Genomic DNA, 25,326 nt, shown 5'->3' on the forward strand with positions numbered 1-25,326 from the left:
CGTAGGAATACATGAACTACCTCCTTGGTGGTCCAAGTTTTCGTCCGCACCCCCACCGGCTCAGTTCCGCGTGGAAACCAACAATTGATGTTCATTGCCATCGCTCAGACCCTTTCCAGCGACATCGTGCCGAATGTGTATCTTCCGTGACCATTGAAGTATTCGCCGCTGCCCGTGTTGAGCTCGGGATCGAAGAGAATTTCCGAGAAGCCCTTATGGGCACTGAGCTCAGGCTGGTCGATGTTCGGCTCGTTGCGGTAGCTATAGAACAGCCGCCAACCGTCGGCCTCGTCCTTGATCAACGCAGCGCTCCTGCTATTCGACGCTGAGGTGGCAGTCTTGAGCCGAACGCGGATCCTGTCCCAGGTTTGAACTATGGTGATTTCGCCGCTCCAGTCGAACCGCGGGCTTGAGCCCGTCGCCATGGTCGTTCCGGTGCAGCTCCACTTGCCTGCAAGATCTGGGATCTGCAGAAGGCTGTTAATGATCTTCCAGCGCCAGGCGTAGCGATTGAGGATCCAACTTAGCGCCGTGAAGACTGTGCCAGCTCCGACGAAAGAGAGGACACTGGGTGGAATGCTCGCGGCTACGCCTAACCGCTGCGCAAGGTCCACCGAGGACAATAGAACGAACACAATGAGCCCCGACACAGTGGCTGAAATCACGGCAAGGTAGCGGCCGATCTTTAGACGGCTGACCCCTCCTAAAAGCGTGTACTCGTGTTCGAGCATGTAGTCTGTCCGTCGTATTGGGCCGGTGACGAATTGGCGCGAGACCCAACCGTGCTGTTTATTCCTGATTTGTTCCTGCTGGCGTTTCCCGGGCACTGGAAAGTGCCCGGGACCGTGATTATATGCTTTGGCCAGTTTCTTGGCCGGAAATGGCCAGTTTTAGGGGTGTTTGGCCAGAATTAGCTTCGATTTCTCAACAAGCCGCTCCATTAAAGCGACCCCTACTTACGAGCAACCGCTCGTCGCGCCGCAAGTATCGCACTTCTCGCAAGTGCCGTTCCGCACCATCGTGAAGTTCTGGCATTCCGAGCACATGTTGCCCGTGTAGCCCTGTGCAATCGAGCGCATGCGGCGTTCGTTTTCGACCTTCTTGGCTTCCGTCTTGGCCGAGGCAGCGTCTGCGGCGGCCTTGTCGGAGAAGAGGGCGGTGGCGGTCTGCTGGGCTTCCTGGACGACCTCGTCGATCACCTCTTCGGCGATTTCTTCGGCCAGTTCCTTGGCGCGCTCTTCATAGTCCCGCTTGAAGGAGACGATTTCGGAGGTTGCGATGGAGACCGTCGGTTCCAGCTTGCGGGCGGCAGAGCCGGCAAAGGAGGTGACGTTGGCCGAGGCGCGGGCAGGGGTTGCCGTTGCGGAGCCCTTGGGTTCGGAAGCGGCGCGTTCGCCCTCGTTGCTGGAAACCAGCGTCGGCTTGTAACCGCGTGTCCAGCCGGTGGAGAGCAGGTTGGTCTTGCCTTCCTGGATACCCTTGCCGAGTGCGGTATTGGAGAAGTCCGACGTATCGACATGAGCGAGGTCGTGACGGCCGAGATAGGAGACGGCGAGTTCGCGGAACACGTAGTCGAGGATCGAGGTGGCGTTCTTGATCGCGTCGTTGCCCTGCACCATGCCGGCCGGTTCGAACTTGGTGAAGGTGAATGCCTCCACATATTCTTCCAGCGGCACGCCATATTGCAGGCCGAGCGAAATGGCGATGGCGAAGTTGTTCATCATCGCACGGAAGGCCGCGCCTTCCTTGTGCATGTCGATGAAGATTTCGCCGATGCGGCCGTCACCGAATTCGCCGGTGCGCAGATAGACCTTGTGACCGCCGACAGTTGCCTTCTGGGTGTAACCCTGACGGCGGTTCGGCAGCTTTTCACGCTCGCGCGAGACACGCTCGATGACCCGTTCGACGATCTTTTCGGTGATCGTCACGGCCTGCTGTGCGGCGGGCTGCTGGATCAGCTCTTCGATCAGGTCTTCTTCGTCCTCGTCTTCCACCAGCGAAGCATTGAGCGGCTGGGAAAGCTTGGAGCCATCGCGGTAAAGGGCGTTGGCCTTCAGCGCCAGCTTCCAGGACAGCATGTAGGCTGCGCCGCAATCTTCCACCGTCGCATCGTTCGGCATGTTGATCGTCTTGGAGATCGCGCCGGAGATGAAGGGCTGAGCCGCCGCCATCATGCGGATATGCGATTCGACCGAGAGGTAACGTTTGCCGATCTTGCCGCAGGGGTTGGCGCAATCGAAGACGGGCAGGTGCTCGTTCTTGAGGAACGGTGCGCCTTCCAGCGTCATCGCGCCGCAGACGTGCACGTTCGCTGCTTCGATGTCCTTTTTGCCGAAGCCGAGGTGCTCGAGCAGGTTGAAGCTCATGTCGGAGAGCTGCTCGTCGGAAACTTTCAGCGTTTCCTTGAGGAAGTCGGCGCCGAGTGTCCACTGGTTGAAGACGAACTTGATGTCGAAGGCGCTCTTCAGCGCGCCGTTGACGGCTTCGATCTTCTCATCGGTGAAGCCCTTGGCCTTCAGCGTCGAGGGGTTGATGGCCGGCGCCTGGTTGAGATTGCCATGGCCGACGGCATAGGCCTCGATCTCGGCGATCTGGCTTTCGGAATAACCGAGCGAACGCAGCGCCTCCGGAACAGCCCGGTTGATGATCTTGAAGTAACCGCCACCGGCGAGCTTCTTGAATTTCACCAGCGCGAAGTCCGGCTCGATACCGGTCGTGTCGCAATCCATGACGAGGCCGATCGTGCCTGTCGGTGCGATGACGGTCGTCTGGGCGTTGCGGTAACCGTGCTTTTCGCCAAGTTCCAGCGCCTTGTCCCAGGCGGCTGTCGCATGGGTGATCAGGTCCTGATCCGTGCAATCGGCATGGATGAGCGCGACCGGATTGACGGACAGGCCCTCATAACCATCCGACAGGCCATGGGCGGCGCGGCGGTGGTTGCGGATGACGCGCAGCATGTTGTCGCGGTTCGGCGCAAAGCTCGGGAACGGGCCAAGCTCGCCGGCCATTTCAGCCGAGGTTGCGTAGGAAACGCCGGTCATGATGGCGGTCAGTGCACCGGCGATGGCGCGGCCTTCGTCGCTGTCATAGGGAATGCCGGAGGACATCAAGAGACCGCCGATATTGGCGTAACCGAGGCCGAGCGTCCGGTATTCATAGGAGCGTTCGGCAATCTGGCGCGACGGGAACTGCGCCATCATGACCGAGACTTCGAGAACGACGGTCCACAGGCGGACGGCGTGTTCGTAATCGGCGATGTCGATGCGCTTCGTCTTGGCATCCTTGAACTGCAGCAGGTTCAGCGAGGCAAGATTGCAGGCCGTGTCGTCGAGGAACATATATTCCGAGCACGGGTTGGAAGCGCGGATCGGGCCTTCGGCCGGCGAGGTGTGCCAGTCGTTCATGGTGGTGTTGAAGTGCAGGCCCGGATCGGCGGATGCCCAGGCGGCGTGGGAAATCTTTTCCCAGAGGTCGCGGGCTTTCAGAGTCTTCATGACCTTGCCGTCCTTGCGGGCGGTGAGGTTCCAGTCGCCGTCGTTTTCGACAGCGCGCAGGAAGTCGTCCTTCAGCGAGACGGAGTTGTTGGAGTTCTGGCCTGATACCGTGAGGTAGGCTTCCGAATCCCAGTCCGTGTCATAGGTCTTGAACTGGATGTCCTTGTAACCCTGCTCGGCGAACTGAATGACGCGCTTGACGTAGTTTTCCGGCACCATGTCCTTCTTGGCAGCGCGGATTTCGCGCTTCAGGGCAGGGTTTTTGGCCGGGTCGAAGCAATCGCCATTGTCGGCCTCGCAGTTGACGCAGGCCTTCATGATCGCCTTCAGGTGCTTGGCGACGATCTTGGAACCGGTGACGAGAGCGGCAACCTTCTGCTCCTCGTTCACCTTCCAGTCGATATAGGCTTCGATATCGGGATGGTCGGCATCAACGACCACCATCTTGGCCGCACGGCGGGTCGTGCCGCCGGACTTGATGGCGCCGGCTGCGCGGTCGCCGATCTTGAGAAAGCTCATCAGGCCGGAGGATTTGCCGCCGCCGGAAAGCTTTTCGCCTTCGCCGCGCAGATAGGAGAAGTTGGAGCCGGTGCCGGAGCCGTATTTGAACAGGCGCGCTTCACGCACCCAAAGGTCCATGATGCCGCCTTCATTAACGAGGTCGTCCTCAACGGACTGGATGAAGCAGGCATGCGGCTGCGGATGTTCGTAAGCGGACTTGGACTTGGTCAGCTTGCCCGTGAAGGGGTCGACATAGAAGTGGCCCTGGCCGGGGCCATCGATACCATAGGCCCAGTGCAGGCCGGTGTTGAACCATTGTGGGGAGTTCGGGGCAACACGCTGGGTTGCGAGCATATAGGCAAGCTCGTCGCGGAAGGCCAGCGCATCTTCTTCGGACGAGAAATATTTGCCCTTCCAGCCCCAATAGGCCCAGGTGCCGGCCAGACGGTCGAAAACCTGGCGCGCATCGGTCTCGGAGCCGAAACGTTCGGCTTCCGGCACGTCCTTCAGCGCCTTTTCATCGGCAACGGAGCGCCACAGGAAGGAAGGAACGTCGTTTTCCTCGACCTTCTTGAGAAACTTCGGAACGCCGGCCTTGCGGAAATATTTCTGCGCCAGAACGTCGGTCGCAACCTGGCTGAACTGCGCGGGAACGTCGATGTCCGCCAGACGGAACACGATGGATCCATCCGGGTTCTTGATTTCACTGACGGCCTTGCGGAAGTCGATCTCCGCATAAGGCGATTGGCCGGGCTTCGTGAAGCGGCGTTCAATGCGCATGGGTTTGTGTCCTCGTCCATTGGGCGCCCGGTGAAGGGCGCAAAAATCCGTTCCAGCCGTGCGATGCCTTCGCGCAGCCGGGTTTTGCCGATCTAATAGGGATGCTCATCCTTGGATGTCATCCCTGTATCTCGTGTTTAAGATGGCCGCAAGCCTACTATATATAGTATTAACACATTCTTGCTGCCAGTCCCCGCCTCATGTTTTTGGCGGTTCCACAAGGCGCAGAAAAACCACCGGCGAGCCGCCCCCTCATGGCCGGGACGCCGTTTGGACATGCGCGCTGAAGATGGAGAAGAACCGGCCTCGTTACTTTCCGGTCCGTTGCCGCCGCAACATAAGTGTCACTTTCCTCTCGCGGCACAGATTCGTCAAGCCATAGATTGAAACCCATTTTTAACCACAAGATATTGTGTGGAGTGCCTGTGGAAAACGGGGATAGGAAAAGCTAGTAGAAAAATCAGTGACTTGGCGGGAAGGTTTGAAGCTTGCGCGAGGCTGGTTTCCGCAACGGAAAGGCAAAAACCCTGCATTTCCGGGGTGAGGCATAATGGCGACACTGCGGTTTTTCCGTGTTTTCCGCAGCTTTCAAAAAAGACATTTCTCCACAAAAAACCGCCCACGAAGGGGCGGCTTTTCATGTGCGATTTTGAATGAGGGCAGCAATCAGCCGCGCGATCCCTTGGCGATCGGCTCCTGATAGGTGAAGCCCATGTCCCAGGGAAAATAAATCCAGGTGTCCTGGCTCACTTCAGTGACGAAAGTGTCAATGGTCGGCACGCCCTTCGGCTTGGCGTAAACGCAGGCAAAATGCGCCTTCGGCAACATTTCGCGCACTTCTAGCGCCGTCTTGCCGGTGTCGGTCAGATCGTCGACAACAAGCACGCCTTCACCGGCGTCGCTCGTCAGCTCGGGGGCCACGCCCTTCAAGAGAACCGTGTCGCCCTGGTTGACATAGTCATGACGGGTGGCGATGCAGACCGTGTCGATCATGCGGATGTTGAGCTCGCGCGAAATGATCGCCGCCGGAACGAGGCCGCCGCGGGTGATGCAGACGATTGCCCGGAACTCTTTGTCGAGACCGGCAAGACGCCAGGCAAGCGCACGGGCGTCGCGGTGGAACTGGTCCCAGGAAACGGGAAAGGCTTTATCGGGAAGGGACATGTCGTCTACCATCTGGTCAAAATTGTCGATGGCTTTGGCTAATAGCCGCAAGACCGGCAAAAAGGCAAGAGTTCCGCAAAAAGGTGAGTGCGGGAGATTGCGGCTTGGTTCTTCTCCCCACGGGGGAGAAGGTGGCCCGAAGGGCCGGATGAGGGGCAACGGTAGAGATATGCGGAGGGCTTGCCCCCTCATCCCGCTGCCGCGGACTTCTCCCCGGCGGGGAGAAGAAACAAGCGGCAATCGCCCGCTTCATGTCGGATGTTGAGGGGGTATCCGCGCCCCATCCATTTTCAACGCGACAGCAGCGTCATCGCCGTCATGGAATCGAGCAGTGTACGGGTGACGCCGCCAAACAGCAGTTCCCACCAGCGGGAATGGCCGTAGGCACCCATGACCAGAAGGTCGATGCTGTTATCCGATAGACGGTTTTCGATAGCCGCCTGTGCTGAGATGCCGGCGATCTTTTCCTGCGAGGTGACCGTGACGTTGACACCGTGGCGGGCAAGCGTGGCGGCGAGTTCCGCACCGGCAAGGCCTGATGACTGCGTTTCGCTTTCCGCCTGATCAACGGAGAAAATTTCGACGCTGTCGGCCGCTTTGAGGAAGGGCAGGGCGTCGAAGGTGGCGCGGGTCGCCTCGCGCGAGCCGTTCCAGGCAATCAGGACGCGCTTGATCGGTTTGGCAACGGTCAGCACATGCGGCACGAGGAGAACGGGGCGGCCGCTTTCATAAAGGAAACCGTCAATATCCGAGCGGCTGTCCGATAGCGCCGAGGAACTGCTCTGGCGCGCGATAATGAGGTCGGCGCAGCGTGCGCTGTCGATGGCGGAGGCGGAAGCGTAACCGACCGAGGTGACGAAGCTGCGCCATTCATGCGAGATGCCGTTGGCCGACAGCGTGCGCTCGAAAAGCGCGCCGACATCGGTGGTTTCCTTGTGCGCCACGTCCTGCAGCGCCTGCACGGTGGCGGGGTCGGGAATTTCCATCGGCGCGACCAGCGGAACGGCCGCCAGCGTTTCCATGTGAAGGCCGATCACATGCGAGGAAAACTGGTCGGCAAGGCTCACCACGAATTCGCCGAGCTTCTGTGTGTTCGAAACATTGTCGACCACTGCCAATATCGTCTTGTAACCCATTTTCTCTCTCCTCGGTGACATCTGGTTGCTGTGCGCAGAATGGCCGTCTTTGCCGATGGCCACCTTGATTTTGGTCAACTCGACGCCTTTGAAATTTCTCCCTCAGGCGGTTGCATCGCCCTTGCTTGCGGCCAGCTGTTTTTCCTGGCCGATCGCTTCGATCATGGCGGCAACCGCGTCTGCTGCTGCCTTCAATACGCCAGCGTCGCGGGCGCGCACGACGATTTCGGTTGAGAAGCGCTGCCCGTCATATTTCGGATAGGAGCCGATGCTGGTTTCGGGATGGGCCTTCTGGATGGCCGTCAGCGGCGTGCCGATATCGCCTTCGCCATAGGGCGAGCGCACCGCCTGTGACATGACTTTGGCGCCGGTGCGCAGCGTCGGCATGACATTGTCCAGCATGGCCTGAAACACCTGCGGCACGCCGGCCATGACATAGACATTGCCGATGACAAAGCCGGGAGCGACGGAAACGGGATTGGCGATATGGGCCGCACCTCTCGGCATGCGCGCCATGCGCTTCCTCGCCTCGGTGAACTCCATCTCGCGGGCGCGATACATATCACCCAGCATGCGCAGCGCCTCGGAATCGTGTTCGCAGGGCAGGCCGAACGCCGCAGAGACCGCATCTGCCGTGATGTCGTCATGGGTCGGGCCGATGCCGCCCGAGGTGAAAACATAATCATAGCGGCTGCGCAGTGCGTTCAGTGCTTCCACGATCGCTTCCTCCTCGTCGGAGACGATGCGTACTTCCTTCAGGTCGATGCCGGACATGGTGAGGACATCCGCGAGGTGGCCGATATTCTTGTCTTTGGTGCGGCCCGAAAGCAGTTCGTCGCCAATGGCGAGCATGGCGGCGGTCACGACGGATTGAGCGGAGGAGGGATTGGACATGGTTGCACTCGTCATCTGTTTCACCCGACGTTAACGCCGCGCCAGCGCGAATGCAAAGCGGTTTTGAAGAAACGCAGAAGGGGGATTGGTTGACGATGACTCGGAGCGTTCACTCATCGTGAACAGTGCGTATGCCAATCCCCGGCTGGCGGCAGACCGATCCGTCCGCTACCTTTTTGTCATACGCTTTTTACAGGTCAAAGCCGATGATCATCGAGTTTTTAAAGAAGCTTGTCGCCGGTACGCCGGAAACAGTTCCAGCAAAGGAAACGAAGAGAATGACGAAGGTTCTGGTACTTTATTACTCCTCTTACGGCCATATCGAGAAAATGGCTTATGCGGTTGCCGAGGGCGTGAAGTCCACCGGCGCGGAAGCCGTGGTGAAGCGCGTTCCCGAACTCGTTCCGGAAGAAGTTGCAAAGTCCTCCCATTTCAAGCTGGATCAGCCGGCCCCGGTGGCGACGGTGGACGAACTGGCGGATTACGACGCCATCATCGTCGGCGCCGGCACACGTTTTGGCACGGTCGCCTCGCAGATGCGCAATTTCTGGGACCAGACAGGCGGCCTGTGGTTCAGTGGCAAGCTGGTCGGCAAGGTCGGCTCGGCCTTCACGTCGTCCGCCACCCAGCATGGTGGCCAGGAATCCACCATTCTCGGCTTTATCCCCACCTTCCTGCATCACGGCATGGCCGTTGTCGGCCTGCCCTATGCTTTCCAGGGCCAGATGGGCGTCGATGAAATCAAGGGCGGTTCGCCCTATGGCGCCTCCACCATCACCGATGGCGACGGTTCGCGCCAGCCTTCCGCAATCGAGCTGGAAGCCGCTCGTTATCAGGGTGCCCATGTCGCCAAGCTGGCGGCCAAGCTTTCTGCCTGATGGGATGATGTGTTGAAACAGAAATGCGGCCCAAAAGGCCGCATTTTTTATGCCGGAACGTCAAGTCGCCGGTTCTGTCGGAGACAGATTTTTGAGGTCGCTCAAATCGGTGGGTTGACCATGAAAAGGCAGCTTGCGACCACGAAGCCGATCATCGAGATTTCCAGAAAACCGTTCAATCCGTCACGCATTCCAACCCTCCTCCTGTCGAGTGAAAAGAGAACGGGCAAAGTTTATCGCGGTTCCATAACGAAAGAATGAAATTCAGCAAATTCTCAAATCCAGCCTCTCCGCCGTCCGACGGAGGGCGTTTTCACGCTTCAGCCAGTGACGACGAAAGCGACCACGAGGTGGCCGAGAAGGCCGATCGCCAGGCAGGAGAGGAGAAAAATGAACAGGGCTTTTTTCATGTTTCCGGAAGCTTCCATCTGTTGCGATCCATCGAACCTGTCTTTTTGAAAACGCAGCGCTGCTGGCGGCATTTATAGTCTGCGGCCCCAGTTATTTCGACGTCAGGCCTTGATATCGAGGCCCGCTTCGATTGCGGCTGCGATGAAGGCCTTGCGCGCATCCTCGGGCTTTTTCCGGCCTGCATCGACGGCGGCGCAGACCAGCAGCGCCTTGTCCAGCGCATCGCCGTCTTCTATCGGCCAGTCCTCGATCAGCGCCCAGGAGGCGGCCTGCGTGGTGTCGATGCTCGTGTAATCGCCCGGCGTTTCGAACGCGATCAGGACGGGTTTCTGCCAGCGCGTATTCATCGCCTATCCATCGTGGTTGTTGCGCCCGGCTCTAAACCAAGCGGTCAGGATGCGCAATCCCGTTGCGGATGCGTTTCTGCCGGTTACGGTGCGGTCAGTCGTCGCGCCCGAACAGCCATTCGCGGATGATGCGGCGGTCGATGAGTTCCAGCGAGCGGTCCGGCGCGATGCGGTAGGTTTCCACCGCTCTCGTGCTGCCGTCGATGCGGAACTCATGGGTGAAAGTGCTGCCGATTGGCGATTTCGTCAGTTTGGTTCGCGGCTGGCCCCTGTAGATGATGCTGCCGGGGATCGGTTCGACATAGGGCGCGGGGCCGAGATAGGCGGCCGGCCCGGCCGTGGTGCATCCGGCAAGCGCCAGTGCAAGCGCGATAGCGGCCGACGATACGAGCGTTTTCATCCTGTCCTCCCAAGTGCGTCTGTGAAAACGATGTCGAGGCGCGACGGTTCCCGGCGGCAGAGGGGCGGAGACGATTTTCCCGACTATTTGCTCTTCGGTTTCTGAATGTCGCGCGCGACCCAGCGAAAGAAAAAATAGACGAGGAGGCCGAAGATGAAAAGCGGGATGAGGTTCGCAAAACCGGACATGTGATGCTCGTTTCTCCCTCCCGGTCCGGGGTCTAGCCGGAGTGAAACCGGCAATGCAAGCGAAAGGCAGGAGATAGCCGGTAAAATATCCGTGTGCCTGCGAAGGGGAAGGGGATATGAGGGGCTGTTGGGAGGGGCGGGAGAGATCCGGCGCACTGCCAGTGATGCCGGATCTCTCCGTCTCCCGCCAGTTTCAGGGGACGGGTGACTGGCATTAATATGACGGACAACCGCCAATAGACATAGGCCGAGAAATCACCTCGGATAAATCGCTGCTTTGGTCATCCCGGTTAAGGCCGGCCCGCCACAGCTCCACGGGGCTTTTGTGGCGACCTAACTTGGCGGAGAATTATTTCCCGAGACGGAGCGGCAAGGCCGCATTTCCGAATTTCCGGTGTAACCCGTTGAAACTGATGAGGATGCGTTTCCACCCTTATGCTGCCGGCTATAGAGAGAAGGGAACTTTTTGCGCGTTTCATCATTCAAACACGCAGGACATATGCCAATAGTGGAGGGTTACACATGCTCGGCACCATCCTCGTCATCCTTCTCATTCTTTTTCTCATCGGCGCACTGCCAAGCTGGGGTTACCATAATTATGGCTACGGCCCGTCAGGCGGTCTCGGACTGGTTCTGGTCATCGTCCTGATCCTGGTTCTGCTTGGGCGAATCTGACCTCCCGGCACAGCAAATGCAGCATCGCCCGCAACGGCGCAAACGCGCCGGGTGCGGGCTTTGTTTGTTCCGAAATATGCAGCGGATACGAAAAGCTTCATAATCTTAAGCGCTTAGGAGTTCGGCTGCTGTGGTGTGCCGGTCCGGCCCGAAAAAACACCACATTCGGAACGAACCCTCTTGCGCCCATAATGGATTCGTTCTAAATGCCCGCCATCGCTTGATTGATGAGCGTGTGAGGCCTCGTGGCGGAGTGGTGACGCAGAGGACTGCAAATCCTTGTACCCCGGTTCAATTCCGGGCGAGGCCTCCAAAATTCTTCGCCAAAAATTTTGTGGTTATTCCAGTCATGGGCGTTTTTTTGCCCAGTTGACATAAGCCCGTAATTTGCTTTGCTTTTCCCCAGGAAACCGAAATCGCTTCGGGGCAAGGGCGGGTGCAATGGCTCACAGCTATTTGGCTTTCATTGATGAATCAGGTGATGATGGTCTCGGCAACTATAGGGAACCCAGCCGTAGAGGCGGTTCGACCAAATGGCTGGTTATTTCAGCTTGTCTCTTTCGGCAGTCATACAACTTAGAGGCTGTAAGCTGGAGAGATTCAATATCCGAAAAGTTTGTGAACAAGAAAAATAGACACCTCCACTTTATGGATTTGAATCATCAGCAACGGATTGTTGCAGCGCAGACAATTGGCGGATTACCCTTGCGCGCTTTGAGCGTAATCGCTGCAAAGCCTCCAATTCCAGAGGGTATATATACCTCCAAAAACCAACTTTATTTTTATATGACCAGGTATCTGATTGAACGTATTTCTTGGCTTTGCCGTGATTACAGGCCAAACGTTCCGGAGGGTGATGGTCGTGTGAAGATAACGTTCTCCCGAAGAGGCGGGATGTCTTATGAAAGTTTCAGGGCGTATTTACAGCACATGAAGGACAATCCCTCACCGGAAATGAAAATCCATTGGCCCGTCATCGATATTGACGCGGTTGATGCTCAAGACCACAAGAAGAGCGCAAGCCTGCAGCTTGTCGATGCGATTGCATCGTCATTTGCGGCGGCGGTAGAACCAGATTTTTACGGGAATTGTGAACTTAGGTATGCCGAATACTTGAAGCCTGTGACCTACCACAGGAAAGGAAATTACCTGAGTTATGGCGTGAAAATCGTTCCAAAACACGAGGAGTGTGACTTGAACGAACAGCAGAGCAAATTTATCGATCTTTTCAAATAAAAGCGGCAGCCCCCCGGCCCATAATTGCGATCTCTCGCCTGCAATCTTTCGAGTGCTCTGGGTTGTTCCGGCGCATGGCTGCCTATCTCGAATATAACATTTGTTCTTATTGATTCCCATAGATTGCCAAGGAAATTTCTTTTGAAAAGTCGCGAGTGTGTTGCAGGTCCAGCCCGTAGCGGTCTTGTCGTTTTAAAAATCCCCGTGATTCCGCTTTTTCCCGCACATCCTGCTCAGCGCGCTTGAAAGCGTGCGCTTGGGCAATTATGAGATTATCCAAAGGCGAGGGTGAGCCCCTGCCATTTTGAGCTTTTGGAGCCGAGGCTTCCCGACCGGCATCCTTGAAATTGAGGCGAGACGATATGATGGATTTCGAAACCGCACGCGCCAATATGGTCGACAGCCAGTTGCGTACGACCGACGTGACCTCGCATTCCGTGCTGAAGGCGTTTTTGAGTGTGCCGCGCGAGGCATTCGTGCCGGCGGGTGTGCGGCAGATTGCCTATGTGGACGAGGACCTGCAGATCTGTCCCGCCCGCGATGGCCGTCCGGCCCGTTATGTCATGAAGACCTCGCCGCTGGCAAAGCTGCTGCAGCTTTCGGCCGTGTCGAAGGAGGACGTGGTGCTGGAAGTCGGCGGCGGCGCAGGTTATGCGGCTGCCATCCTTTCGCAGCTTGCCGGTTCGGTGGTTTCGCTTGAAAGCGATGAGGCGCTGGCCGCACAGGCGACCGAGACGCTCGCCTCGCTCGGATATGACAATGTCGCCGTCGTGACAGGCGATCTCGAAAAGGGCTATGCGGGCGAAGCGCCCTATGACCTCATTTTCATCAACGGCTCGGTGGAAGAAGTGCCGGCGGCACTGATCGACCAGTTGCGCGACGGCGGACGTCTGGTCGTGGTCGTCGGATATGGTGGCGCCGCAAAGGCCACCGTCTATCGCCGCGATGGCAACAGCACATCGGCAGCCGCTTTCTTCAATGCTTCGATCAAGCCGCTGCCGGGTTTTGCCAAGGCGGCCGAATTCGTTTTCTGATCGGCAAAGGATCATCTTCTCTTTTGACGCCGGGGTGACGTTTCCGCCCCGGCGTTTTTATGTTCGGTTTGCCGGCGGGCGCTTCCTTCCGGGCCGCTCTCACAAAGCTGTGCATCATCACGAAACTTGTCGAATCAGTGATTTAGTTCCTCGCTATGCTGACCTAAACTAAGGGTGATTCGGGGTGTGCGTTTTTCTGCCCCGCATGATCCTGCGACAGGGACGGCGAAATGCTCAAGCGCTTGGCCGGCCATGTTTCAGAGCATCGGTGTGACGATCGATTTCGGTTGTCGAAAACGCGATGTGCAAATTGAACAGGTCAAGGAGCGCTCATCCGGTGTCCGAGGGATGCGGCAAGGGCGCTCGAAGAGTGGAAACCGGGGATTGATATGGCTCAGCCAAGCGTAGCGCGTGAACCGTCCATGGAAGAGATTTTGGCGTCTATCCGCCGGATCATCGAAAGCAACGAGACCGGACCTGCCGGTGCGTTTTCCGGGCAGTTGCCGCCGGTCTATGACGATGAAGACGAGGCTGCGAGCGAAGCGGCCTTCGTGGCGGAGCCCATCAGCCCGCCGGCGCGCGTTCCCCCCGCTGCAAACCAGGCTTTCGGCTCACGGCCTGCGCAGGAGTTTTCGCCGGTTTCCGAAAAGCCAATGGCTGAAGGGCAGGAAAGCGCCGCCGAAAAGACCATGTCCCTTGCCGATGTTGCCGCCCGTGTGCGTGCCGCCGCAGACCGTAACGCGGCCATGGGGCCGCAGGCTTTCGCCGCGCAGGCCCGCAGTGGAGCGTCCGAGACCGCGCCGCCGGCTGCTGCGCCGGCTCTATCGCAGCCTTTCTCCGCGACGTCTTCGGAACGCGCCGCACCGCAGCGCCCGACGGATGTGCGGCCGCTGATGGCTGCGGCCGCCGCGAGCGTGAGCGAGCAGCCGGCATCCAGCGTGAGCGAGCAGCCGGTATCTTTTGCCGCCGAGGATCGCGCCGCCGCTGCCGCCATCGAGAGCGCGCCTTCGGCCGAAAACCGCTTCGATCAGCTGTCGCTGCGCGGTGCCATCGAAACGCCGCTGACAGCGGATCGTTTCGATATGGCGGTGCTGGAACCTGCTGTTGAAAAACATGCATTCGATCTGGCCAAGCCACAGGCAGAAGACGTAGCGGATGGTGAGGGCGGCTTGTCGCTCAATCTCCTTTCCGCCGCTGCCGGCGCGCAGATCGCCCGTTCCTTCAGCGAGCTTGCGCAGGTTTTCGACGGCGTCGAGCGGCGCTCGATCGAGGACATGGCCGCTGAAATGCTGCGCCCGATGCTGCAGGACTGGCTGGAAGACAATCTTCCGACGCTCGTGGAGCGTCTGGTGCGTGAGGAAATCGAGCGCGTGGCGCGCGGTTCGCGTCGCTAAGTTCTCCTCCGGCCGCACGAGCGATTGCGGCGGATGCGACGAAACAGGGGCCGCTCCGGCATAGGGGCGGCTTTTTTTGTTGAAGATGAAGGTGTTATGGGGGCATAGTCACCCGTGGGTCCGCTCAATGGTTGGCTCGCGGGCGGGTTTCTGTTGACTCTCTCCCGTCCATCCTTATTTAAAAAATCCACACAAGAACTCTAAAATTCAGGTCAGGAAATGCTCGAAAAGACCTACGATTCCGCTTCCGTCGAACCGAAAATCGCCAAAGCCTGGGACGAGGCTAACGCTTTTCGTGCCGGCGCCAACGCCAAACCGGGTGCGGAAACCTTCACCATCGTCATTCCGCCGCCGAATGTGACCGGCTCCCTGCATATGGGCCACGCGCTCAACAACACGCTGCAGGATATATTGGTCCGCTTCGAGCGCATGCGCGGCAAGGACGTGCTGTGGCAGCCGGGCATGGACCATGCCGGCATCGCCACGCAGATGGTCGTCGAGCGCAAGCTGATGGAAAACCAGCTTCCCGGCCGCCGCGATATGGGCCGTGAGGCTTTCGTCGAAAAGGTGTGGGAATGGAAGGCCGAGTCCGGTGGCCTCATCTTCAACCAGCTGAAACGTCTCGGCGCCTCCTGCGACTGGTCGCGGGAACGCTTTACCATGGATGAAGGCCTCTCCGAAGCGGTTCTCGAAGTTTTCGTCACTCTCTACAAGCAGGGCCTGATCTACAAGGACAAGCGCCTCGTCAACTGGGATCCGAAGCTGCTGACGGCGATTTCCGACATGGAAGTCGAGCAGATCGAGATGAAGGGCAATCTCTGGCACCTGCGTTACCCGCTGGAAAAGGGCGTTACCTATCAGTATCCGGTTGCCTTCGACGAAGAGGGCAAGCCCACCGAGTTCGAAACCCGCGATTACATCGTCGTCGCAACGACGCGTCCGGAAACGATGCTCGGCGATACCGGCATTGCGGTGAACCCGGAAGACGAGCGTTACAGGGGCATCGTCGGCAAGCATGTCATCCTGCCGATCGTCGGACGCAAGATCCCGATCGTCGCCGATGATTATGCCGATCCGACGGCCGGCACGGGCGCGGTCAAGATCACGCCTGCGCATGATTTCAACGATTTCGAAGTCGGCAAGCGTTGCGGCCTGCGCGCCATCAACGTCATGAATATCGACGGCACGATCACCATCAAGGAGAATGAGGATTTCCTCGAAGGCCTCAGCCATCCGGCTGCGCTGCATGGCGCATGGGACCGTCTGGAAGGGCAGGACCGCTTTACCGCGCGCAGGATCATCGTCGAAATCTTCGAGGAAGCCGGTCTGCTCGACAAGATCGAGCCGCACAAGCACGTCGTGCCGCATGGCGATCGTGGCGGTGTGCCGATCGAGCCGCGCCTGACCGACCAATGGTGGGTGGACAACAAGACGCTTGCCCAGCCGGCGATTGCCTCGGTTCGCGAAGGCCGCACCAATTTCGTGCCGAAGAACTGGGAAAACACCTACTTCCAGTGGATGGAGAACATCCAGCCCTGGTGCATCTCGCGGCAATTGTGGTGGGGACACCAGATTCCGGCATGGTATGGCCCGGACGGGCAGGTCTTCGTTGAGAAAACCGAGGAAGAGGCGCTTCAGGCGGCCATCCAGCATTATATTGCCCATGAAGGTCCGTGGAAGGCCTGGGTGGAAGAGAAGCTCGAAAACTTCAAGCCGGGCGAAATCCTAACGCGCGACGAAGACGTGCTCGACACCTGGTTCTCGTCGGCGCTCTGGCCGTTCTCGACCCTTGGCTGGCCCGAGCAGACGCCGGAACTGGCGCGTTATTATCCGACCAATGTGCTGGTCACCGGTTTCGACATCATTCCGTTCTGGGTTGTCCGCATGATGCAGATGGGTCTCCATTTCATGAAGGACGATGCCGGCAATCCGGTCGAACCCTTCAGCACGGTCTATATCCATGCGCTGGTTCGCGACAAGAACGGCCAGAAGATGTCGAAGTCGAAGGGCAACGTCATCGATCCGCTGGAACTGATCGACGAATATGGTGCGGATGCGCTGCGTTTCACGCTGGCCATCATGGCGGCGCAGGGCCGCGACGTGAAGCTCGATCCGGCGCGTATCGCCGGTTATCGCAACTTCGGCACCAAGCTCTGGAATGCCACGCGTTTTGCCGAGATGAACGGCGTGAAGCGCGATCCGCATTTCCTCGCCGAGACCGCCTCGCTGACCATCAACCGCTGGATCTTGACCGAGCTTGCCAATACGGCGCGCGACGTGACGGCGGCGCTTGAGAACTTCCGTTTCAACGACGCCTCCGGAATTCTTTACCGTTTCGTCTGGAACCAGTTCTGCGACTGGTATCTGGAACTGCTGAAGCCTGTCTTCAGCGGCGAAGACGAAGAAGCGAAGAGGGAATCGCAGGCCTGCGCGGCCTATGTTCTGGACGAGATCTACAAGCTGCTGCATCCCTTCATGCCCTTCATGACCGAAGAACTGTGGGCACATACGGCCGGCGAGGGCGAGGAGCGCGACGATCTGCTCTGCCTGACCGATTGGCCGGAGCCGGAATTCCGTGATGATGCGGCAGCCGCCGAAATCAACTGGCTGATCGATCTCGTCTCCGGCATTCGCTCCGCGCGCGCGGAGATGAACGTGCCGCCGGGCGCTACCGCCTCGCTGGTGGTCGTCGGTGCCAATACCTCCACGGAAGCGCGACTGGACCGCCATGCCGCGGCCATCCGGCGCCTGGCGCGGGCGGATGAAATCCGCGCTGCCGATGTCGCGCCGAAGGGTTCGGCCCAGATCATCGTCGGTGAGGCCACGGTCTGCCTGCCGCTCGGCAACCTCGTCGATCTCGCGGCTGAACAGGCCCGGCTCGAAAAGGCGATCGGCAAGGTGGATGCGGAAATGGAACGCATCGACAAGAAGCTGTCGAACGAGAAGTTCGTGGCCAATGCCGATCCGGAAGTCGTGGCCGCCGAGCGCGAGCGCAAGGCGGAGCTGGAAGTGCAGCTTGCAAGCTTGAGAACAGCGCTTACACGGGTCAGCGAAGCCGGATAATAGCTGCCTCCGTCATTTACGAATACAAAACGCCTCCTCGAAAAGGGGGCGTTTTTTGTTTTGGCGGAACAATTCGCCCCGGTTGATTGCTGCGCCGCAACGACGAATCACGCGGGTTCGAAAGAGCGATTATTTCAGGCCATGCCCGCCCGAAAACCTTTGGAACAGCCAAAAAATCCAACAAAAACGGCCTGATAAGTGCGTTTCTTCGGGAAACTCGCAAGTGTGGTTATTTGGCGACAATTCCTGTCTCAAGTGGGAATTTGTTTCATTTTATGTCTGATTGCTTCAATTGGATTAGAAAAATAACCTAAAATGACTATTTAAGGGCATACGCATAAAATTCTTACGTAAAAAATGGAGAAGTGTCGCGGAACTGTGCCAGTGTGCGGCAGATTGTCATTTGCCGCGAAGCGCTTCACTCTTTTGACGATCACATTGCCTTGATTGGGGAGAGAGATGGCAAAAACTGCAATTTTTCGCGGCGCGGTATGTTTCGCAGTCAGCATCGCGGCGGTAACGCCTTCACTGGCCGGCGGCCTTGAGCGTGGCGGTTACAATATCGACCTGCTGTTCGATCCGTCCGATTATGTTCTCGACAGTTCCGCAACCTTCGTCGCGCCGCAGCGCAAGGTGGAGAATGCGCGCGACAACCCGGCAAAGAGCGGTCCCTTACCTGCTTCTTGGTCAAGCACCGCAGACGACTCTGAAAACTTCTGGTCGACCCGCGTCGGTGCCAAGGCGGCAATCGGCGATTTCGGCGACTGCATGTTCGATTATTCGCAGCCCTGGGGCGCACATCTCAATCCCGGCATCTGGCAGGGATCGAGCTACAATATCGAGACCAAGGTCAAGTCGCACAATTACGCTACCACCTGCCGGGTGAAGTTCGATCTTGGCAAAGGCGACTTCTCGATCATCGGCGGCGGTTTCTACCAGGAGATCAGCGGTTATAAATACCGTCAGGTTCTCGGGCCGGCCGTTCTGGGCCTCAATCCGGCCTGGTCCAGCTTCAGCGGCGTTGGCAAACTTGAGATGGAAGGTGATGGCTGGGGCTGGCGCGCCGGCATGGCCTATGAGATTCCAGAGATCGCCTTCCGTGCGAGCCTTGTTTATAACAGCGCCGTCGATCACGACTTGACCGGCTTCGCCGATGTCAGGGCGATTCCGCAGACGCCGCCGTCCATTTCTCCGACGCTTGCGAAATACGGCGGCAAGCTCGTGCCGATCTATGGCTCTGTTTCCATGCCAGACAGTATCGAACTCAAGGTGCAATCCGGCATTGCGCCGGACTGGCTTGCTTTCGGTTCGGTGAAATGGACCGACTGGAGCCAGATTCAGGTCATTCCTTTCTGCGCTGTCGGCACGTCACCTTGCGTTCCCGCTGGACAAGACACGTTGAACACGCTCGACCTGTTTTACCGCGATGGCTGGACGATTTCCGGTGGCGTTGGCCACAAGTTCAATGAGCAGTGGAGCGGCGCTGTGAGCCTGACCTGGGATCGCGGTACATCGACTGTCATCGGTACCCAGACCGACACCTGGACGCTGGGCACGCAGATTGTCTACTCCCCGAACAAGAATATCGAGTTCAAGATTGCCGGTGCTCTCGGCCTCCTGACCTCCGGCAGCTCTTCCATTAATGGCGGACCGTGCGGTGCCGGGTTCACTTGCGGCAACGAGGTGGGCTACGACTTCGGCAACGACCTCGTGGCAGCAATCTCCACGGGCGTGAAGGTCAAATTCTGACAGCATCCTTCCGCAGATGCTAAAATAAAGGCCCGGTTTACCAGCCGGGCCTTTTTCGTGCGCGACTATGATTCCTGCTAGATAAAATTTTCTAGGCCGAAAGTTTTGTGACGATTTGGCAACACTTTTCTGCAAGCGTGTGGTCGCGTTGGAATGTGAGCATATCTGTCCATTTCCCGCCACAAACAGGGTGCTTGGCTTATGTTTAGGGACGCGGGAATGGAAGAACATGCAGGCGTTTGATGTGGTGATGCGCAAGGCCGGAAAGTGAAAACGGGTTTGGATTCAGGGTTTAAGCAAGTAATACGGGAATTACATCCGGCATTCTTGTTCAGGTCTGACCGGTGGACGGCGAAATGCCGTTATATTGCCGGAAATTATGCCTATATCTGTCTCACTGGAAAATTAGGGCAGTTGCTGCAAAAGACCACCGGTGGTGCGCTGGAAAGTGCTGCCGGAAAGACGCAGTGTGTTCGAAAAATCGCGACCCGGTGGAGTTCGGCTTTGCAGTATTCCGCAAGTATTGGCTATATGCCGGGAAGAGTGAGAGAAGTTCGCTGAAATGCTGAAATGTGAAGCCAACGTTTTAAAGCCGCTCCTCATGGGCATGTTGCTTGCGTCGCTCGCAATGCCTGCTGCGGCTTTTGACATCAATGCGGGCGTGACCAAGGAATCCGGCCCCTTCGACCTGTTCAAGTTCGGCTTCAAGGCCTACAAGAACGGCAACAAGGGCGAAGCCGTCGAGGCCTATCGCTATGCGGCTGAAAAAGGCCATACCGGCTCTCGCTGGGCGCTTGCCAATATGTATGCCTATGGCGACGGCGTTGCCAAGAACGACTTCGAAGCTTTCAAGATCTACAGCGAAATCGCCAGCCAGGGCGTTGAGCCCGGTTCGGAAGATACCGGCTTTTTTGTCAATGCGCTGCTTTCCCTTGCCGATTATTACCGTCACGGCATTCCCGGCAGCCCGGTGAAGATGGACCTGTCGCAGGCCCGCCAGCTTTATTTCCAGGTTGCCTCCACCTTTGGCGTCGCGGAGGCGCAGTTCCGTCTGGCGGAGATGATTCTTGCCGGCGAGGGCGGTCGCGCCGACGTGCAGCAGGCCAAGAAGTGGCTCAATCAGGCCCGCAAACACGGCCATGCCGGCGCGATGTCGATCTTCGGCAACCTGATCTTCCAGGAAGGTCAGACGACGCGGGGGCTGGCCTTCATGACCGCTGCGCTCGACAAATGCGCGGCGGCGGACTGTACCTGGATACAGAACCTGCAGGAGCAGGCTTTTTCGCTCGCCGGTGAGAAGGATCGCCGCGCGGCAATCGCACTCGCACAGAACATGCAGTTTAGCGATCCGGATTGAGAGTTGGCCGGATTGAGAATGGCGATCAGGGTGATTTCTTCCGCCTGAAGGGGCCGGTCAGCCGACCGGATTGAAAGCGAAATAACCGCAGACCGGCACATGGTCGGACGGTTTTTCCCAGGCCCGCACATGTTTTTCGATGCTGACGGATTCCAGCCTGTCCGCGGCTTCGGCTGACAGCATCAGATGATCGATGCGGATGCCGTTGTTTTTTGGCCATGCGCCAGCCTGATAATCCCAGAAGGAATAAAGTCCTGCTTCATCCGTCGTCGCCCGCGCGGCATCGGTGAAACCGAGATTCTCCAGCTTGCGGAAGGCTGCGCGTGTTTTCGGCAGGAACAGGGCGTCGCCTTCCCACACGCGTGGGTCGTGACAATCGAAGGGCTCAGGAATGACGTTGTAGTCACCGGCCAGGATCAGCGGCTCTTCCATTGCAAGGCGATCTTCCGCAAAGCGCCGCAGGCGCTCCATCCAGGCAAGCTTGTAGGGATATTTCACCGGATCGTCCGGCGGATTGCCGTTCGGCAGGTAAAGCGAGCAGACGCGGATCGCGCCGCCTTCCACGGAAAACACGCCTTCGATGAAGCGGGCCTGCTCATCGGTATCGTCACCCGGCAAGCCGCGATTGACCTCGTCCGGCTTGACCTTCGAGAGCAGGGCGACACCGTTAAAACCCTTCTGGCCGTGCGTTTCGATGTGATAACCGAGCGCCTCGATCTCAAGGCGGGGAAAACCCTCGTCAACCGACTTGATTTCCTGAAGGCAGACGATGTCAGGCGATGAATCCTTCAGCCACTGGCAGAGGTTTTCGATACGCGCCTTGACGCCATTGATGTTCCAGGTGGCAATCTTCATCGGAGTTTCCCTTTTGTGGGGGTACTTTTACCCGATGCAAAACCGATTGCCACCGTTTTTGGAAGGTGGTGGCGAGGATGTGGTGGATAGAATCGTCAGATTGAGAAGCTGGTGCCGCAGCCGCAGCTTGCCACGGCATTGGGGTTCTTGATCTGGAAGGACTGGCCGAGCAGATTATCGACGAAGTCGATTTCGGAGCCGGCCATATAGATGACCGACATGCTGTCGATCAGCACCTTGGCGTCGCCGCGGGCAATCACGATGTCGTCATCGGTTTTGTCTTCGGCCAGATCGAATTTGTAGGAGAAGCCCGAGCAGCCGCCGCCTTCCACCGAGACGCGCAGCGCCTGTTTGCCGGCGTCGGCGGCGACGATCTGGGCGATTCGCTTTGCCGCGGCTTCCGAAAGGGTAATGTCGCTGTTTTCCATGTCGTTCCTCCTGCCGGGGTCAAGAACCGGAGAGCAATAATCTCGTTGTCACCATTATAAACCGGTCAAATTAACGGTCTATAGCCTGTGTGAAGGCGGTCAGCGCGGCGATGATGCTTTGCGCCGACCTCTGCGATAGGTATGAAGGGTAAATGAAAAGGTCAATGGCCGAGGTGAAAAGGAAGTCACAGTCTAGGTCATGGCGGCGAAGACAACAGGTGGATGCATGATCATAGACCAGCGCGCATTGGGTTTCGGAAGCGGTGAGAGGGCGGTTTTCGCCTCGGATCCATGGACCACGCGCGGGCGTCTTTTTCCCGAAGAGGGAAGCCTGACGCGTTCCGAATTCCAGCGCGACCGCGACCGCATCGTTCACACGACGGCCTTTCGCCGCCTGAAGCACAAAACCCAGGTCTTCATCAGCCCTGACGGAGACCACTATCGCACGCGGCTTACCCACACCGTCGAGGTGGCGCAGATCGCCCGCGCTCTCGCCCGTGCGCTGAAGCTGGATGAGGATCTGGCCGAGGGCGTGGCGCTGGTGCATGATTTCGGCCACACGCCCTTCGGCCATACCGGCGAAGACGCGCTGGATGCGGTGTTGCTGCCCTATGGCGGCTTCGATCATAACGCCCAGTCGCTGCGCATCGTCACCAAGCTGGAGCGCCGTTATGCCGAATATGACGGTATCAACCTCACCTGGGAGACGCTGGAAGGTCTCGTCAAACACAACGGTCCGCTGGTGAATGCGAGGGGCGAGGGGATCAAGGGGCCGGTTCCGCTGCCCATCCTCGAATATTGCGAGCAGCAGGATCTGGAAATCGGCAGCTATGCGAGCCTCGAGGCGCAGGTGGCGGCGATTGCCGATGACATCGCTTATAATACCCACGATATCGATGACGGATTGCGTGCCGGCTATCTCACTTTCGAGATGCTGGAGGAGGTGCCATTCCTCAGCGGACTGATGGCGCAGGTGCGGGCGAAATATCCCGTGCTCGACAAGGAGCGTTTTGCCAATGAGATCATGCGCCGCCAGATCACCCATATGGTCGAGGATGTGATCGGCGTTGCCCAGCAGAATCTTGCCCGCCTGAAACCACGAAGCGCGGCCGATATCCGCGCCGCCGATTTCACCGTCGCGACCTTCTCGCCGGAAATGGCCGAGACCGACCGGCAGATCAAGAAGCTGCTGTTCGGCCATATCTACCGCCATCCGGAAATCATGCGCATCCGCGCCGGTGCCACGCAGATCGTTACCGATCTTTTCCACCGTTATATGGAAGTGCCGGCGGAAATGCAGAGCCATTACTGGGTGGACAGCATTTCCGGCATGAGCGTGGCCGCAAAAGCCCGGCATGTGGGCGACTATCTGGCCGGCATGACCGATAGTTATGCACTGCGCGCCCACCAGCGGCTGTTTGACCACACCCCCGATTTGCGATAGGGCAGCGGGCAATCGCGGAGCCGACCCGGTTATGATGGCCGGACATAAACAGAAGCCCTTCGCGCAGGTTGGAACGATGAACATTTTTGCTGATTTCGATACCAGGATCAAAAACGCGCTCGAGACCCTCGATCTCGTGAAAGAGAACCGCGAAAAGGTCGATTTCAGTCGAATTACCGTCGAATCCCCGCGCGATCTCAGCCACGGCGATGTTGCAACCAATGCCGCCATGGTGCTGGCCAAGCCGCTCGGCACCAATCCGCGCGCGCTCGCCGAACTCATCGTGCCCGCGCTTCAGGCGGATAGCGATGTCGACAGCGTCAATGTCGCGGGTCCTGGTTTCATCAATCTCAAGGTCTCGGTCGGTTACTGGCAGCGTCTTTTGGCAGACATGATCGGGCAGGGCATCGATTTCGGCCGCTCCACCATCGGTTCCGGCCAGAAGATCAACGTCGAATATGTTTCCGCCAATCCGACAGGCCCGATGCATGTCGGCCATTGCCGTGGCGCCGTTGTGGGCGACACGCTGGCGAACCTGCTGGCATTCGCAGGCTACGGCGTTACCAAGGAATATTACATCAACGATGCCGGCTCGCAGATCGATGTACTGGCCCGTTCCGTCTTCCTGCGCTACCGCGAGGCGCTCGGCGAAGATATCGGCACCATTCCGTCCGGTCTTTACCCCGGCGACTACCTCGTTCCCGTCGGCCAGGCGCTGGCGGATGAATATGGCATCAAGCTGCGCGCCATGCCCGAGGAAAAGTGGATGCCTATCGTTAAGGACAAGGCGATCGACGCGATGATGGCGATGATCCGCGAGGATCTGGCGCTGCTCAACGTCCGGCACGACGTGTTCTTCTCGGAGCGCACGCTGCATGAGGGCAATGGCGGTCCGATCCTCTCTGCTATCAATGACCTTACGTTCAAGGGCCATGTCTACAAGGGCACCCTGCCGCCACCGAAGGGCGAATTGCCTTACGACTGGGAAGACCGCGAACAGACGCTGTTCCGCTCCACCGAGGTGGGCGACGACATGGACCGCGCGCTGATGAAATCGGACGGTTCCTACACCTATTTCGCCGCGGACGTCGCTTATTTCAAGAACAAGTTCGACCGCGGTTTTTCCGAGATGATCTATGTGCTCGGCGCCGACCACGGCGGCTACGTGAAGCGGCTGGAGGCGGTCGCGCGCGCCGTCTCCGAAGGCAAGTCGAAACTGACGGTGCTGCTGTGCCAGCTCGTCAAGCTGTTCCGCGATGGTGAGCCGGTGAAGATGTCGAAGCGCTCCGGCGACTTCGTCACGCTGCGCGATGTTGTCGACGAAGTGGGTCGCGATCCGGTGCGATTCATGATGCTTTATCGGAAGAATTCCGAGCCGCTAGACTTCGATTTCGCGAAAGTGACCGAACAATCGAAGGATAATCCGGTCTTTTACGTGCAATATGCGCACGCCCGCTCACAGTCGATCTTCCGGCAGGCGCAGGAAGCGTTTCCGGGGCTTTCTCCTTCGGCTGAGGAGATGGCGGCCTCCGTCGCTTTGATTAGCGATATCAACGAGTTGCAGCTGGTTGCGAAGCTCGCCGAATATCCGCGCCTGATCGAATCGGCGGCTCTTTCGCACGAGCCGCACCGGCTTGCTTTTTATCTCTATGACCTCGCCAGTTCCTTCCATGGACACTGGAACAAGGGCAAAGACCAGCCGGAATTACGTTTTATTAACGATAAAAACCGAGAATTGAGCATTGCCAGACTTGGGCTGGTGAATGCTGTCGCAAATGTTTTGAGGTCCGGCCTCACGCTTTTAGGAGCGGACGCACCTGCCGAAATGCGATAACATATCACCATTATTTGCTCACAATACGCTGGCAAGAGCTGCAATGCGTAGATGGTGGAACACG

Annotated in this window: 19 protein-coding genes and 1 tRNA gene; 11 read left to right on the forward strand and 9 right to left on the reverse strand. The window is 58.3% G+C overall.

The genetic code is table 11. From position 1 onward, the window contains the following. Positions 1–104 precede the first annotated feature (104 nt). The 5 genes from O9X91_RS12010 to O9X91_RS12030 form a co-directional block, all read right to left on the reverse strand. Positions 105–731, reverse strand: coding sequence for a Cap15 family cyclic dinucleotide receptor domain-containing protein (locus tag O9X91_RS12010; RefSeq protein WP_269834082.1), 627 nt, complete (start codon positions 729–731; stop codon positions 105–107). 225 nt (positions 732–956) lie between these two features. Beyond that, on the reverse strand, positions 957–4,775 hold the full coding sequence (locus O9X91_RS12015; protein ID WP_077982112.1) for a vitamin B12-dependent ribonucleotide reductase: 3,819 nt from the start codon (positions 4,773–4,775) through the stop codon (positions 957–959). A gap of 666 nt (positions 4,776–5,441) precedes the next feature. Next, the gene (gpt, locus tag O9X91_RS12020) at positions 5,442–5,939 is read right to left on the reverse strand and encodes a xanthine phosphoribosyltransferase (protein ID WP_060724333.1); all 498 of its coding nucleotides are present in this window, start codon (positions 5,937–5,939) and stop codon (positions 5,442–5,444) included. Positions 5,940–6,229: 290 nt separating this feature from the next. Then, a complete protein-coding gene (locus O9X91_RS12025) occupies positions 6,230–7,075 on the reverse strand; it encodes a universal stress protein (protein ID WP_269834081.1) in 846 nt (281 codons plus the stop codon). A gap of 102 nt (positions 7,076–7,177) precedes the next feature. Further along, positions 7,178–7,969 carry a competence/damage-inducible protein A gene (locus tag O9X91_RS12030; protein WP_269834100.1) on the reverse strand — a complete coding sequence of 264 codons (792 nt, stop codon included), beginning with the start codon at positions 7,967–7,969 and terminating at the stop codon, positions 7,178–7,180. 278 nt (positions 7,970–8,247) lie between these two features. On the opposite strand from O9X91_RS12030, the gene wrbA reads away from it, so the two are divergent. Continuing rightward, positions 8,248–8,847, forward strand: a complete 600-nt coding sequence (gene wrbA / locus O9X91_RS12035) for an NAD(P)H:quinone oxidoreductase type IV (RefSeq protein WP_142912326.1) — start codon at positions 8,248–8,250, stop codon at positions 8,845–8,847. A gap of 512 nt (positions 8,848–9,359) precedes the next feature. Here the strand turns inward: wrbA and O9X91_RS12040 are convergent. Both O9X91_RS12040 and O9X91_RS12045 read right to left on the reverse strand, forming a co-directional pair. Then, a complete protein-coding gene (locus tag O9X91_RS12040) occupies positions 9,360–9,605 on the reverse strand; it encodes a DUF982 domain-containing protein (protein ID WP_142912323.1) in 246 nt (81 codons plus the stop codon). Between the two features lie 94 nt (positions 9,606–9,699). Then, the gene (locus O9X91_RS12045; protein WP_077982113.1) at positions 9,700–10,005 is read right to left on the reverse strand and encodes a hypothetical protein; all 306 of its coding nucleotides are present in this window, start codon (positions 10,003–10,005) and stop codon (positions 9,700–9,702) included. Between the two features lie 710 nt (positions 10,006–10,715). On the opposite strand from O9X91_RS12045, the gene O9X91_RS12050 reads away from it, so the two are divergent. From O9X91_RS12050 to exoR, 8 genes are all read left to right on the forward strand, one after another. After that, positions 10,716–10,868, forward strand: coding sequence for a DUF3309 family protein (locus O9X91_RS12050; RefSeq protein WP_003495626.1), 153 nt, complete (start codon positions 10,716–10,718; stop codon positions 10,866–10,868). A 239-nt stretch (positions 10,869–11,107) separates the two neighbouring features. After that, positions 11,108–11,181: transfer RNA gene (locus tag O9X91_RS12055), tRNA-Cys, on the forward strand. A 128-nt stretch (positions 11,182–11,309) separates the two neighbouring features. Beyond that, positions 11,310–12,104 carry a DUF3800 domain-containing protein gene (locus O9X91_RS12060; protein WP_142912322.1) on the forward strand — a complete coding sequence of 265 codons (795 nt, stop codon included), beginning with the start codon at positions 11,310–11,312 and terminating at the stop codon, positions 12,102–12,104. A 362-nt stretch (positions 12,105–12,466) separates the two neighbouring features. After that, positions 12,467–13,138 carry a protein-L-isoaspartate O-methyltransferase family protein gene (locus O9X91_RS12065; protein WP_077982143.1) on the forward strand — a complete coding sequence of 224 codons (672 nt, stop codon included), beginning with the start codon at positions 12,467–12,469 and terminating at the stop codon, positions 13,136–13,138. Between the two features lie 389 nt (positions 13,139–13,527). Beyond that, positions 13,528–14,532, forward strand: a complete 1,005-nt coding sequence (gene popZ, locus O9X91_RS12070) for a cell division protein PopZ (protein ID WP_142912321.1) — start codon at positions 13,528–13,530, stop codon at positions 14,530–14,532. A 219-nt stretch (positions 14,533–14,751) separates the two neighbouring features. Further along, positions 14,752–17,595: a valine--tRNA ligase gene (locus tag O9X91_RS12075; protein ID WP_142912320.1), complete on the forward strand. Its 2,844-nt coding sequence runs from the start codon at positions 14,752–14,754 to the stop codon at positions 17,593–17,595. Between the two features lie 459 nt (positions 17,596–18,054). Then, positions 18,055–19,344, forward strand: a complete 1,290-nt coding sequence (locus O9X91_RS12080) for an outer membrane protein transport protein (protein ID WP_077982146.1) — start codon at positions 18,055–18,057, stop codon at positions 19,342–19,344. 562 nt (positions 19,345–19,906) lie between these two features. Next, positions 19,907–20,701 carry an exopolysaccharide production regulator ExoR gene (gene exoR, locus O9X91_RS12085; protein ID WP_077982148.1) on the forward strand — a complete coding sequence of 265 codons (795 nt, stop codon included), beginning with the start codon at positions 19,907–19,909 and terminating at the stop codon, positions 20,699–20,701. Positions 20,702–20,758: 57 nt separating this feature from the next. Here exoR and xth read toward each other — a convergent pair whose 3' ends face one another. Next, positions 20,759–21,556, reverse strand: a complete 798-nt coding sequence (gene xth / locus O9X91_RS12090) for an exodeoxyribonuclease III (RefSeq protein WP_142912318.1) — start codon at positions 21,554–21,556, stop codon at positions 20,759–20,761. 95 nt (positions 21,557–21,651) lie between these two features. Beyond that, positions 21,652–21,984, reverse strand: coding sequence for an iron-sulfur cluster insertion protein ErpA (gene erpA, locus O9X91_RS12095; protein WP_077982150.1), 333 nt, complete (start codon positions 21,982–21,984; stop codon positions 21,652–21,654). Between the two features lie 226 nt (positions 21,985–22,210). On the opposite strand from erpA, the gene O9X91_RS12100 reads away from it, so the two are divergent. Then, positions 22,211–23,428, forward strand: a complete 1,218-nt coding sequence (locus O9X91_RS12100; RefSeq protein WP_142912317.1) for a deoxyguanosinetriphosphate triphosphohydrolase — start codon at positions 22,211–22,213, stop codon at positions 23,426–23,428. Positions 23,429–23,504: 76 nt separating this feature from the next. Next, positions 23,505–25,262 carry an arginine--tRNA ligase gene (argS, locus tag O9X91_RS12105; protein WP_269833492.1) on the forward strand — a complete coding sequence of 586 codons (1,758 nt, stop codon included), beginning with the start codon at positions 23,505–23,507 and terminating at the stop codon, positions 25,260–25,262. Positions 25,263–25,326: the final 64 nt, after the last annotated feature.

The sequence above is a fragment of the Agrobacterium salinitolerans genome, assembly GCF_027498475.1.
Classification (GTDB): Bacteria; Pseudomonadota; Alphaproteobacteria; order Rhizobiales; family Rhizobiaceae; genus Agrobacterium; species Agrobacterium salinitolerans.